This window comes from Brachybacterium saurashtrense (assembly GCF_003355475.1).
GTDB lineage: Bacteria > Actinomycetota > Actinomycetes > Actinomycetales > Dermabacteraceae > Brachybacterium > Brachybacterium saurashtrense.
Genome location: NZ_CP031356.1, coordinates 911,804 through 924,821 on the forward strand (window position 1 = coordinate 911,804; position 13,018 = coordinate 924,821).

Annotated in this window: 11 protein-coding genes and 1 rRNA gene; all 12 read left to right on the forward strand. The window is 75.2% G+C overall.

The window, feature by feature from the left end; all coding sequences use genetic code 11:
* Positions 1–2: 2 nt before the first annotated feature.
* Positions 3–119, forward strand: a 5S ribosomal RNA gene (gene rrf / locus DWV08_RS04160).
* An 855-nt stretch (positions 120–974) separates the two neighbouring features.
* Positions 975–1,535: a hypothetical protein gene (locus DWV08_RS16700; protein WP_162801455.1), complete on the forward strand. Its 561-nt coding sequence runs from the start codon at positions 975–977 to the stop codon at positions 1,533–1,535.
* Complete coding sequence (locus tag DWV08_RS04165; RefSeq protein WP_241237391.1) at positions 1,532–2,308, forward strand: tetratricopeptide repeat protein; 777 nt, start codon at positions 1,532–1,534, stop codon at positions 2,306–2,308. Before DWV08_RS16700 ends, DWV08_RS04165 begins: the two co-directional genes overlap by 4 nt.
* On the forward strand, positions 2,305–3,321 hold the full coding sequence (locus tag DWV08_RS04170) for an HAD-IIA family hydrolase (RefSeq protein WP_115412644.1): 1,017 nt from the start codon (positions 2,305–2,307) through the stop codon (positions 3,319–3,321). Before DWV08_RS04165 ends, DWV08_RS04170 begins: the two co-directional genes overlap by 4 nt.
* On the forward strand, positions 3,318–4,163 hold the full coding sequence (locus DWV08_RS04175; protein WP_115412645.1) for a TlyA family RNA methyltransferase: 846 nt from the start codon (positions 3,318–3,320) through the stop codon (positions 4,161–4,163). The genes DWV08_RS04170 and DWV08_RS04175 overlap by 4 nt, the downstream gene beginning before the upstream one ends.
* Before the next feature lie 5 nt (positions 4,164–4,168).
* Positions 4,169–5,113, forward strand: coding sequence for an NAD kinase (locus DWV08_RS04180; protein ID WP_115412646.1), 945 nt, complete (start codon positions 4,169–4,171; stop codon positions 5,111–5,113).
* A 16-nt stretch (positions 5,114–5,129) separates the two neighbouring features.
* On the forward strand, positions 5,130–6,878 hold the full coding sequence (recN, locus tag DWV08_RS04185; RefSeq protein WP_115412647.1) for a DNA repair protein RecN: 1,749 nt from the start codon (positions 5,130–5,132) through the stop codon (positions 6,876–6,878).
* Positions 6,875–8,050: a putative cytokinetic ring protein SteA gene (gene steA / locus DWV08_RS04190; protein ID WP_162801493.1), complete on the forward strand. Its 1,176-nt coding sequence runs from the start codon at positions 6,875–6,877 to the stop codon at positions 8,048–8,050. The genes recN and steA overlap by 4 nt, the downstream gene beginning before the upstream one ends.
* 15 nt (positions 8,051–8,065) lie before the next feature.
* Complete coding sequence (locus tag DWV08_RS04195; RefSeq protein ID WP_115412648.1) at positions 8,066–9,169, forward strand: copper transporter; 1,104 nt, start codon at positions 8,066–8,068, stop codon at positions 9,167–9,169.
* Entirely contained in the window at positions 9,166–10,011 is an 846-nt protein-coding gene (locus DWV08_RS04200) for a hypothetical protein (protein WP_115412649.1), read from the forward strand. The genes DWV08_RS04195 and DWV08_RS04200 overlap by 4 nt, the downstream gene beginning before the upstream one ends.
* Positions 10,011–11,855 (forward strand): murein biosynthesis integral membrane protein MurJ, encoded by a 1,845-nt coding sequence (gene murJ / locus DWV08_RS04205; protein WP_115412650.1) that lies wholly within the window; start codon positions 10,011–10,013, stop codon positions 11,853–11,855. The genes DWV08_RS04200 and murJ overlap by 1 nt, the downstream gene beginning before the upstream one ends.
* The gene (locus DWV08_RS04210; protein ID WP_115412651.1) at positions 11,852–12,976 is read left to right on the forward strand and encodes a glycosyltransferase; all 1,125 of its coding nucleotides are present in this window, start codon (positions 11,852–11,854) and stop codon (positions 12,974–12,976) included. The genes murJ and DWV08_RS04210 overlap by 4 nt, the downstream gene beginning before the upstream one ends.
* The last annotated feature ends 42 nt before the right edge of the window (positions 12,977–13,018 follow it).

Sequence of the window (13,018 nt, forward strand, 5' to 3'; positions counted from 1 at the left end):
GTTACGGCGGTCATAGCGTCGAGGAAACGCCCGGTTCCATTCCGAACCCGGAAGCTAAGCTCGATAGCGCCGATGGTACTGCACTCGGGAGGGTGTGGGAGAGTAGGTCGCCGCCGGACATCCTTCACTGGGAGTGGAGGAGTTGCTGAACCCCGATATGTGTCGGGTGTTCGCCTCCTCCACTCCCTTTCTTCATGCCCGAAAGAGTGTCATCGCAGAACGCTCGTCACGCCCGCGCACATGTGTCGTCCCGGTAGGGGCTGGCCGGCGGGACGACCTTCTCGAGCAGCGCACCTGCGAGAGCGCAACGGCGAACCGGCTCGGCATCGCGGCACCGGCGACGGCGCCGACAGCTCGAGGTGCGTCCGCGGAATGTTGCACGATGCCGGGGCGCCTGTGCGGTGTGTCCGCGCGGTGTGGCGGGTCCCGACTGAGGGCACGGGCCACGATGCTGGGCTCGAGAGACGCCGGCTCGGGAGACGTGCGTGCCGCTCCGCCCGGAGACCGCCCGGGACGCTCCGGAGCAGTTTCCACACGACGCGCACCCTGGATCGCGGCTGTCGAGAGCACCATGGGGGTGGGCGAGCACCGGCTCGGCGAGCGTCGCGGAGCTCCTCCGAACGCGGGTGAATGCTGTCACGGACCAGGGCGTTACCTGAGGGTCAACGGGCCTGGTTCCCTTAGGCTCCTCGGAGACAAACACATAGGGCGAGACGAAGAGACGGACGGTCCACGGGTGGCTGATCACAGCAACGACAACAGTGGCCGCCGCGACGGCGACGAGAGCCGGGGCGGCCAGCGACAGGACAAGCAGTTCACGAGTTCTGCCTCGCACTCGTCCTCCGCCCGCCGGCAGGGGGCGGCGCGCAGCGGGGGCGACGCGTCGCGAGGGGGATCCTGGCGCGAGCGGGACGACCGCAGCGGAAGCGGCAGGGACCGCCCCGCACGTCCGTACACTCGCTCCGGACACTCCGATGAGCGCGGACGAGGCCGGGACGAGCGCGCCGAGGGCTCGGACCGGCGTCGAGACGGTCGGGGAGGCCAGGGTCCCCGTTCGGGTGGCTCCTCATGGTCTCGCCGTGAGTACGCCGGCGAGCGGGACGACCGCCGCTCCGGTGAGCACCGTCCGCACCGCGACGGCGGGCGCGCGCGCGACGGACGTCAGGGCCGCGATGACCGTCCGCGCCGCGAGGAGCGCTCGTGGCGGGATGACCGTCCGCGCCGCGACGACCGTCCCGGCCGTGATGACCGTCCCCGCCGTGACGATCGACCGCGCCGTGACGACCGATCCCGTGGCGACGGTCGCCCCGACCGTGCGGATCGTTCCGGAGGCGGGGAGCGCACGGGTCAGCAGCGGCCGCGCCGCGACGACCGCCTGTGGCGGGAGGACCGGCCCCGTCGTGACGACCGGGGGCGTCGCGATGATCGGCCCCGTCGTGACGACCGAGGCCCCCGCTCCGGGTACGGCGAAGGGCGTCCCGGCCAGGAGGCGCGCGCCGACCGCCCGCTCGAGCCGCGCACTCTGGACGGGGTGACCGGGAACGAGCTCGACAAGGACGTGCGCGCCGAGCTGCAGGGGCTCAGCCGGGAGACGGCCGAGCGAGTGGCGCGGCACATGGTCTCCGCCCATCTGCTCGAGGAGAGCGACATCGACACCGCCCTGGCGCACGCCCGCTTCGCGGCGCGATTGGGTGGTCGTGTGGGTGCGGTCCGGGAGACCTACGGCGTCATCGCCTACCACGCCGGCGACTTCCGCACCGCCTCCCGCGAACTGCGCACCGCTCTGCGCATCACGGGTCGCACCGATGTGCTTCCGATGATCGCGGACTCCGAGCGCGGACTGGGCCGCCCCGAGCGGGCGCTGGACATCGCGGCCTCCGAGGACGCCTCGTCCCTCGGCGTCGAGCCGGCGATCGAGCTGATGATCGTGGTCGCCGGCGCCTACGCGGACACCGGTGACATCGGCACGGCCCTGCGCACCCTCGAGATCCCCGCTCTGCGCCACAAGGTGGACGGACGCTGGCAGGTGCGTCTCTGGGTGGCCTACGCGGACCTGCTGGCGCGGGCGGACCGACAGGAGGAGTCGCGACGCTGGATCACGCTGGCCGCCGATGCGGACACCGAAGGGCTCACCGATGCCGCCGAGCGGCTCGGCCGTCCCGCCCCTGCCCCCGCGGAGGAGCCGACCTGGGCCGACGACGAGCAGGTCTCCGTCCTCGATGCCTACGATCCCGACGCGGAGGACGAACAGTCGGCCGAGGCCGCACAGCAGGCGGAGGACCCGTCGACGATGGGGGAGCGCGCATGATCCGTCGCCCCGATCCGTCCCTGCTCGACCTCTACGATGCGCTGCTGTTCGACCTCGACGGCACGCTGATGCACGGCGCGCGACCGATCCCGCACGCCGCGGAGTCGGTCGAGACCGCGCGGGCCGCGGGACGCACGGTCGTGTTCGCCACCAACAACGCGTCCCGCACTCCGCAGCAGGCCGCCGAGCATCTGGGCCACGTGGGCATCCCGGCCCGGCCCGAGGAGTTCGTGACCTCGCCCCAGGTCGCCTCGCGCCTCCTCGCCGATCGTCTCGCTCCCGGGGAGAAGGTGCTCGTCGTCGGCGGCGAGAGCCTCGCCGCTCAGATCCGCGAGGCGGGCCTCACCCCGGTGGGGACCGATGCCGAGGACGTCGCCGCCGTGGTCCAGGGCTGGTCCCCGGATCTCGACTGGGGCCGACTCGCCGAGGGCGCCTACGCGATCCGTCGCGGTGCCCTCTGGATGGCCACCAACGTCGATGCGACGCTGCCCACCGAGCGCGGGCTCGCCCCGGGCAACGGGTCGATGGTCGCGGCGCTCCGCCACGCCACCGGCGCCGTGCCGGACGTGGCCGGCAAGCCCGAACCGGGGATGTTCCAGATCGCGGCGCGCGAGCACGGTGCGCGGCGGCCGCTGATCATCGGCGACCGCCTCGACACGGACATCGAGGGCGCCGTGCGCGCCGGGATGGACTCCCTGCTCGTGCTGACGGGCGTCGACGGCGTCGAGGCGGCGCTGCGCGCGGAGCCGGTGCGTCGGCCCACGTTCGTGCTGCCCGATCTCTCCTCCCTCGCCGCTCCCTTCCCGCTCCCCGTGGTGTCGCAGGACGGTTCCCGCTGCGGTGCGGTGAGCGCCGCCTGGGACGACGGCGACATCGTGCTCCACGGTGCGGCCGAGGACCCGCGCGTGCTGCGGGCGGTGCTGGCCCTGCTGCGCACCCACAGCGCGGAGAAGCCCTGGACCGGCCGTCTGCGGGACCGCGACCGCGCCGAGCTGCAGCTCGCGGGCCGGTGAGCGACGAGCGACTCGACGTCGCCCTGCTCGGGGCCGGGCTCGCCCGGTCCCGCAGCCACGCGAGGCGCATCATCGAGGAGGGAAGGGCCCGTCTCGACGGCCGCCCGGCGGTCAAACCCTCCACCCCGGTCGCTGCAGGCGTGGTGCTGGAGGTGGTCGACGTGCCCGACGGGGTCGAGTACGCCTCCCGCGCCGCGCACAAGCTCGCCGGCGCCCTCGACGCCCTCGCCCTGGACCCCTCCGCGCTGCGGTGCCTCGACGCCGGCGCGTCCACCGGCGGGTTCACGGACGTGCTGCTGCGCCGCGGCGCCGCGGCGGTGATCGCCGTGGACATCGGTCACGACCAGCTCGCCGCGCACGTCCGCGACGATCCGCGCGTGGAGGTCCGCGACGGCACCAGCGTGCGGGATCTCACCCCTGACCTGCTCGGGGCCCCGGTGGATCTCGTGGTCGCGGATCTCTCCTTCATCTCCCTGCGCACGGTGATCGCACCGCTGGCAGGGGTGGTGCGACCGGGCGGCGGGCTGCTGGTGATGGTGAAGCCGCAGTTCGAGGTGGGGCGGTCGGCGCTGCCGAAGTCCGGGGTGGTCACCGATCAGCGCGCTCGCGCCGCGGCCGTGCGCGGCGTCGCGGAGGAGGCGGCGGCGGCGCACCTGCGCCTGTCGGCCGTCGGACCGAGCACCCTGCCCGGCCAGGACGGCAACCGCGAGTACTTCCTGCATCTGCGCCCGCACGGCGCCACCTGCACGCTGGACGCCGAGGCCTGTGACATGATCGAGTCGGCCGTGCGCGGGGACGGTCCGCGCCGACGCCGTGACCAGCACACCACCGAGGAGGACTGACCAGCATGCGACGGTTCCTCCTGTACGTGCACACCGGGCGCCGGGCCGCGCTGAGCGCGATGCTCAACGTGCTCGAGGAGCTGCGCGTGCGCGGTGTCCGCGCCGTGGTGGTCGACGACCAGGTGGAGGAGATCCTCGCCCTGCCCGAGGACGCCGCCCCGCCGAAGCTGCTCACCTTCCTCACCAACGGCGCGGTGGACGTGCGCGCGGCGGTCTCCGCCGCCGACGACGTCGAGCTGGGCATCGTGCTCGGCGGCGACGGCACCATCCTGCGCGCCCTGGAAGCGGTGCGGGACGCGGACGTCCCCGTCCACGGCGTGAACCTGGGGCACGTGGGCTTCCTGGCCGAGAGCGAGGTCGAGGACCTCTCCATCACCGTCTCCCGGCTGCTGGACGCCGATTACGAGGTCGAGGAGCGCTCCACCCTCGACATCGCTGTGCTCGATGCCGAGGACCGGCCCGTGGCCCGGCACTGGGCGCTGAACGAGGCGTCCCTGGAGAAGGCCGACCGCCAGAAGATGATCAACGTGGCGATCGAGATCGACGGCCGTCCCGTCTCCTCCTTCGGCTGCGACGGAGTGCTGCTGTCCACCTCCACCGGCTCCACCGCGTACGCGTTCAGCGCCGGCGGGCCGGTGATCTGGCCCGAGGTGGATGCGATGATGCTGATCCCGCTCGCCGCGCACGCCCTGTTCGCGCGCCCGCTCGTGCTGGGCCGCTCCTCCGAGGCGGCCGTGGAGATGACCCTCGACAACCGGGAGGACGCCATCCTCACGCTCGACGGCCGCCGCGGTGCGGAGATCACCGCCGGGATGCGCATCGAGGCACGCCTCGCGGACCGGTCCGTGCGACTGGCCCGCCTGGCGCCCACCCCGTTCGCGGATCGCCTGGTCGAGAAGTTCCAGCTGCCGGTCGTGGGCTGGCGGGGGCGCGGCCCCCGCACCCGCTGACGCCGGAGGGACCCCGATGCTGTCCACCCTGCGCATCCGCCACATCGGCGTGATCGATGACGCCACCCTCGACTTCGGCCCCGGCTTCACCGCCCTCACCGGCGAGACCGGCGCCGGCAAGACCATGATCGTCACCGGTCTGAGCATGCTGCTCGGAGGCCGGCTGGACCGCGGCCGCACGCGGGAGTCGAGCACCGTCGACGGCACCCTCGCCCTCACCGGCCACACCGAGCTGACCGAGGCCCTGGACGAGCTCGGCGCCGACGAGGACGAGGGCGAGGTGCTGGTGGTGCGGCGCGTGACCCGCGACGGCCGCTCCCGCGCACAGATCGGCGGGGTGCCCGTCCCCATCGGCACCCTCGCCCGGCTCGTCGGCACCGCCGTGACCGTGCACGGCCAGGCCGACCAGCAGCGGCTGCGGGACCCGGACGCCCAACGGGACGCCCTGGACCGCTTCGCGGCCGACGAGGTCGCGCCCCTGCTGGCACGGCACCACGAGCTGTGGCGCGAACGCTCCGCCCTCGCCCAGCGGGTGGTGGAGCTCGATGCGCTGCTGTCCGAGCGCGACCGGCACGGCGCCGCGCTGCAGGAGGCCCTCGAACGGCTCGAGGCGGCCGATCCCCAGGAGGGCGAGGACGAGGCGCTGCGCGCCGAGATCGAGCGTCTGGGCAACGCGGAGGAGCTGCGGGGCGCGGCCGGGCAGGCCGCCCTCGCGCTGGTCGGCGACGACGACGGACCCGCCGCCGGGCCGCTGCTCGCCGTCGCCGCGGAATCGCTCGGCCGCGCCGCGCGCACCGACCCGACCCTCGCGCCGCTGCTGGAGCGGGTCGACGCCGCGCGCATCGAGCTCTCCGACGTCGCCGCGGAGCTCTCCGGCTACGCGGAGGACATCGACGCCTCCCCGGGACGGATCCAGGAGGCCAACGAGCGGCTCCACGACCTCACCGTGCTGGTGCGGGACCTGGGCGGGATGCTGCCGGGACCGGAGGGCCCCTCCGAGGACGTCACCGCCCTGCTCGCCGCCTCGCGCAGCGCGGCCGTCGACCTCGACCGCTACGAGGGCGCGGAGCAGGAGCGCGCCGAGGCCGCCACCCGGCTCACGGCCCTCGAGACCGCGCTGGACGAGGCCGCCGACGGCCTCACCGCGGCGCGCACCGCGGCCGCGAGCGCGCTCTCGACCGCCGTGCAGGAGGAGCTGCGTCACCTCGAGATGCCCGATGCGGACATCGCCGTGGAGGTCTCCGCCCAGAGCCATCGCGCCCACGGCCGGGACGCGGTCGCGATCCGTCTGGCCCCGCACCCGGGCGCGGAGCACCTCCCGGTCGCGCAGGCGGCCTCCGGCGGCGAGCTCTCCCGCGTGATGCTGGCGCTCGAGGTTGCGCTGTCCTCCTCCCGCAGCGATCGCAGCGCCGCGCCCGTGTTCGTGTTCGACGAGATCGACGCCGGCATCGGCGGGCGCGCCGCGCTCGCCGTCGGGCAGCGCCTCGCCCGCCTCGCCCGCCACGCGCAGGTCATCGTGGTCACGCACCTGCCGCAGGTCGCCGCGCACGCCGGCACCCACCTGCAGATCGTCAAGAGCTCCCACGACGGGGCCACCAGCTCCACCGTCGAGACGCTCGAGCGTCCCGCCCGGATCCGCGAGCTCGCTCGCATGCTCGCCGGGGACGACGCCTCCGACGTCGCCCTCGCCCACGCCGAGGAGCTGCTCGACGAGGCCCGCGAGGTGACCGCCGGCGGCGGTGCGGGCGCGGGAGCGGCGCGGTGAGGCCCGCCGCCCCGATCTCCGGTGTGGCGAGACTCGGCAAGCGCACCAAGGACCTCACCAAGCGGCTCCAGCCCGGGGACATCGCGATCATCGACCACGAGGACATCGACCGGGTCGCGGCCGAGGCGCTGGTGGAGCGGGAGCCCGCCGCGGTGCTGAACGTCTCCGCCTCCACCTCCGGCCGGTACCCGAACGCCGGCCCGCGGATCCTGCTGGACGCCGGCATCGCCCTGGTGGACTCGCTCGGCGAGGCCGTCTTCGAGGACGTCCGCGACGGGGAGACGGTCACGGTGGCGGGCGGCACGGTGAGCAGGGGCGAGGAGCTCCTCGCCTCCGGCACCCGGCAGGACGACGAGACCGTCGCCGCCTCCCTCGAGGCCGCCCGCGAGGGACTTTCCGAACAGCTCGAGCTGTTCGCGGAGAACACTCTGGAGTACATGCTCCGCGAGCGGGACCTGCTGCTGGACGGCATCGGCGCGCCGGAGGTGCGCACCCGCCTGGACGGCCGCGCCGCGCTGATCGTGGTGCGCGGCTATCACTACAAGGAGGACCTCGCCACCCTGAAGCCGTTCCTGCGCGAGAACCGCCCGGTGATCATCGGGGTGGACGGCGGCGCCGACGCCGTGATCGAGGCGGGCTTCCATCCCGACATGATCATCGGCGACATGGACTCCGTCTCCGATCGGGCGCTGCGCGGCGGCTCCGAGCTGGTGGTGCACGCCTACCGCGACGGCCGGGCACCGGGCATGGAGCGGCTCGAGGCGCTGGGGGTGGACGACGGGGCGATCGCCTTCCCCGCCTCCGGCACCAGCGAGGACATCGCCATGCTGCTGGCGGACGAGAAGGGGGCCTCCGTGATCGTGGCGGTGGGCACCCACGGCACCCTCGAGGAGTTCCTCGACAAGGGCCGGGCGGGCATGAGCTCCACCTTCCTCACCCGTCTGCGGATCGGCTCCAAGCTGGTCGACGCCAAGGGCGTCTCGCGCCTGTACCGTCAGAGGATCTCCACCTTCCAGCTGGTGCTGCTGGCGCTCGCGGGCCTCGCCGCCCTCGCGGTCGCGCTCTGGGCCACCCCCGGCGGTCAGGCGCTGGTCCAGATCCTCGGCGCCCGACTGGACGGGGTCCTGTCCTGGTTCACCATGCTGTTCTCACCCCGGGTCACCGGGGCGTAGGAGGGTCACCGCTCCGTGATCGATTTCCGCTACCACCTCGTCTCCCTGATCTCGGTGTTCCTCGCGCTCGCCGTGGGCATCGTGCTGGGCGCCGGTCCGCTGCGCGAGAACCTCGGCGACCAGCTCGCCGGGCAGGTCGAGCAGCTGCGCACCGAGCAGGAGCAGCTGCGCACCGAGGCGGAGGAGCTCTCCACCCGCCACGACCAGCTCGCCACCTTCATCGCCGAGCTGGGGCCGGATCTCGTGGACGGCACGCTGCAGGGGCGGCAGGTCGCGGTGCTCACCGACGACTCCTCCACCCGGCCGGGGATCGAGCGGATGATGTCCCTGCTCGCCGCCGCCGGCGTGGACAGTCCGCTGCGGGTCACGCTGCAGCCGGCGCTGTGGTCCCCGGACGGGGCCGCGCAGCGCAGCGACGCGCTCGCCGAGATCCACCGCATCGCTCCCGCCGCGCTCACCGACGATCCGGACGGCGAGCTGACCGATGCCGCGCAGCTGTCCGGGCTGATCCCCACCCTGCTGCACGGCGGGGACGAGCTCACGCCGGAGCTGCGCTCCCAGCTGTGGGACGTGCTGGTGGAGCAGCAGCTGGTCACCCTCGACGGCACCGTCCCCCCGCAGATCGACGCCGTGGTCTACGCCGCCGCCGCGCCGGAGGAGCTGGCCGTCGACTCGGAGGACGAGGCCGCCGCGACCGAGCGGGGGCAGAGCCTGCTCGCCTCGCAGACCCATCTGCTCAGCGTGCTCGCCGAGACCGGGATGCCGGCGGTCGTCTCCGCCGCCACCCCGGACAACGACGCCTCCGCCAGCGTGCTGCGCACCGTCCGCGGCGACCGCGAGTTCGACGGCCTGTCCACCACGGACCGGCTGCAGGAGGCCGACGGCCCGCTGCTGTCGGTGCTGGCCCTCGTCGAACAGGTGCGAGGCGGCTCGGGCTCCTACGGCACCACCGCGGATGCCGAGCACCGACTGCCCGCGCTGCCCGAGACCGAGGGGCTGGAGGAGCAGGCCGGCCAGCAGGATCAGGGCGGCACGCAGGAGCAGGACAGCACGGAGGAACAGGGCGGCACGCAGGAGCAGGGCGGCGCGGCGCCGTCCGACGGCGGGGGAGAGGGATGAGCCGCGCGCTGCGCGCGGAGCTGCGCCGCACCAACTTCTCCGGCCGCGAGGTCACCCTCGCCGAAGGCGGTCTGGTGGTCCTCGGGGCCACCGCGCTCGCCGCCCGCACCCGTCGGGCGTCGGATGTCGCGCTGCTCGCCGGGATCGGTGCGCTCGGACTCGTCGACGATCTCTGGGAGCCGCATCAGCGTCGCGCTGGGACCCCCGTGAGCAAGGGGCTGCGCGGCCATCTCGGCGCGCTGCGCCGCGGGAGGCTCACCACCGGGGCGGCCAAGGCGCTCGGCATCCCGCTGCTGGCGCTGGCCGCCGCGGCCGCGGCCCCGCGACCGCGCGGCGGGGCGATGGTCGTGGCCGATGCGGCGCTCATCGCCGGGTGCGCGAACCTCGCCAACCTGCTCGACCTGCGTCCCGGCCGCGCCCTGAAGGCGGTGCTGCCCGCCGCGCTGCTGCTCGCCTCCGCGCCGGCCGCCTCGGCGTCCGGTCTCTCTCCGTCCGGTTCCTCTCCCGCCGGCCTCTCGGCCTCCGAGGCCGCCGCGCGCGAGGACAGCGGGCGCCGTCTCGCGCTCGCTGCCGCGGTGCCGGCGGCCCTCGCGCTGCCCGCCGACCTGCGCGAGCGCGGCATGCTCGGCGACGCGGGCGCGAACGTGCTGGGGGCGGCGGTCGGCACGGCCGTGAGCCGGCGCCTGCCCGCCGGGGCCCGGCTGAGCGTGCTCGCCGTCGTCGTCGCCCTCACCCTCGCCAGCGAGCGGGTCTCGTTCAGCGCCGTCATCGACGACACCCCGGCGCTGCGCGCGCTGGACCGTCTGGGCCGACGGCGCGACCCCGCGGCGAAGGAGCGTTGATGGACCGCACCGTCCCCGCGACCGCCGCCTCGCGGCGCGCGGCGATCGCCCGCTCCGTGCTGCGAGGGGCCGGCGTGATCCTCGTCGTCACCGTGTTCGCGCGGATCGCCGGCTTCGTGCGCTACCTGGTGTTCGGCGCGAGCGTCGGCGCCGGCGACGTCGGCACCGCGTACACCACGGCGAACATGCTCCCGAACGTCCTGTTCGAGGTGACCGCCGGCGGCGTGCTCGCCGCCGCCGTGGTGCCGCTGATCGCGGGCCTGGTCCCGGAGGGGCGGGGCGGGGGCGACGCCCCGGTCCGCGGACCGGTGGCGCACCCCGTCGCGACGGCGGACGACGCCGCGTCGACGCCCGCGGACACCCCCACGCCCCGCGCGGTCCCCGGCGCTCCCTCGACGCCGGCCGGCGCGGCGGGACCCTCGACGGCCGGGGCCGAGGGTCCCTCGGCGGCGGGGGCCGTGCTCGCCGACAGGATCGTCTCCGCGCTGCTCACCTGGACGCTGCTGGGCACCGGGCTGCTCGCGGTCGGGATGATCGCCCTGTCCGGCCCGCTGGCGCACCTGCTGCTGGCCGCGGAGTCCCCGGACGCCGCGGGCATCCCGCTGGGTGCGGCACTGCTGAGGATCTTCGCGCCGCAGCTGCCGCTGTACGGGATCTCGGTGGTGATGGCCGCGTACCTCCAGGCGCGCAAGCGGTTCCTGTGGCCGGCGATGATGCCGCTGCTGTCCTCGGTGGTGGTGATGATCTCCTACCGGGTCTACGCCCACCTCGTGCCCTCGGTCGCCACCGCCACCACCATCGATCCCGCGGCCGTGCGTTGGCTCGGGTGGGGCACCACCGCCGGGGTGCTCATGATGGCGCTGCCCGTCACCGTCAGCGCGCTGCGCGCCGGGCTGCGGCTGCGGCCCACCCTCACCATGCCCGAGGGGATCGGGCGGCGCGCCCTCGCCCTCGGCGGGGCCGGGCTCGGGGCCGTGGGCGCCCAGCAGGTGGTCCTGGCCCTGGTGATGGTGCTGGCGATGCGGGCCGGCGGCGTGGGCACCCTGCCGGTGTTCCAGTACGCCCAGGCCCTGTACCTGCTGCCCTACGCGGTGCTGGTGGTGCCGCTGGTCACCTCCGTGTTCCCGCACCTGTCCGAGCTGCGCCTGGTGGGCGACCGCGCCGGGTTCGCCCAGGTCGCCGCCGCCTCCGTGCGCACGGTGATGGCGGTCTCCGTGATCGGTGCCGCGATGCTGCTGGCCGTGGGGCCGGCGCTCGAGCAGTTCTTCCGGCTCATCGACCGGGCCGGCGCCACCGGTGTGGGCGCCACCACCGCGGGGCTCGCGCTGGGCCTGGTGGGCTTCGCGGTGGCCACCCAGTGCACCCGGATCCTCTCCGCCGCACTGCGGGCCCGCGACGCGCTGCTGGTGGGCTCGATCGGCTGGGTGGTCGCCGCGGTGATGATCCTCCTGCTCGTGCTGCCCAGCCCCGAGCGCTCGGCCGCGGAGGCCTCCACCGCCTTCGGCCTCGCCATCGCGCTGGGCATGGGGATCGGCGGCCTGGTGGGCCTGTTCCGGATCGCCGACGTGCTCGAGCACGGCTGGCACCTGCCGCAGGTGCGACGCACCGCGCTGCTCGTCCCGGTGGCGCTGCTGGGCGGGGGAGTGCCCGGCATGCTGCTGGGCAGGCAGCTGGTCACCGCGGATGCCGGCGAGGTGCGCACGGTGCTGATCGGCGTCCTCTGCGGCGTGGTCGCCGCACTGCTGTCCGCCGCGATCATGGCGGCGGCGGATCCGGACATCACCCGCCGGCTGCTGCGCCGGGTCCGGGCCGGCCGGCACGGCGTGGGCGGCGACGCGCCGTGACCGTGCTGCTGGTGCGTCCCGCGGCGAGCGGCGGCCTGGCCGCGCACGTCGACCACGAGCTGCGCCTCCTGCGCGAGGCGGGCGCGGCGGTGCGCGAGGCGCCGGTGCGAATCCGGGAGCGGCCCCACCCGCTCGAGGACCTGCGCACGGTGCGCGCGCTGCGTCGCACGGTGGCCGACACGCCCGGCGCCACCACGGTCCACGCCCACGGCCTGCGGGCCGGCGCGCTCGCGGCGCTCGCGGTCACCGGCCGGCGGAGGGACCGTCTCGTCGTCACCCTGCACAACCGCACCGTGGGCTCTCGGCCGGTCCGCACCGTCGGCGCCCTGCTGCTGCGCGTGCTGGCCCGGCGCGCCGACGTGGTGCTCGCCGTCTCCCCGGACCTCGCCTCGGACGCTCGCCGGGCCGGCGCGAGGGACGTGCGCCATGCAGTGATCCCGGCCCCGCGCACCGCCCCCGGGCCGGACCCGAGCCGCCCGGACCGCCCCGGCGAACGGGCTCCCTCCACCGACGACGCCCCCGCAGAGGACCTGCAGGACCGCACGGGTGCCGCGCACGACGAGGCCGGCGCCGCACCCGACGAGGCCGGCGCCGCGACCCTCGAGGTGCTCGTGATCGCGCGCCTCGCCCCGCAGAAGGGACTGCACGACCTGCTCGAGGCGGCCCGCCTGCTGCGGCAGAGCGGACCGGTGCGGGTGCGGATCGCCGGCGAGGGACCGCTGCGCGAGGAGCTCGCCGTCCGGATCGAGGCGGACCGTCTCCCGGTGGAGCTGCTGGGCCGCCGCGAGGACGTCCCCGCCCTGCTCGCCGCGTGCGACGCGGTGGCCTCCGCCGCGCACTGGGAGGGGCAGCCGGTCGCCCTGCAGGAGGCGCTGCGGGCCGGGGCGGCGATCGTCGCCACGGACGCCGGCGGGACCCGCTGGGTCACCGGCGACGCCGCGTCCCTGGTGCCCGTGGGGGACGCGGCCGGGCTGGCCCGCGCGCTCGCGGCGCTGCGCGACCCGTCGGCGCGCGACGCGGCGCGGGCCGCGTCCCGACGGCGTGCCCACGAGCTGCCCGACGACGAGGCGCTGCGCACCCAGCTCGCCGAGGTGCTCGCCCCGGGCGCACGCACCTGGTAGGTTGGCAGTCCGTGGCAGACAGCAGCGCAAGCACCCCCCAGT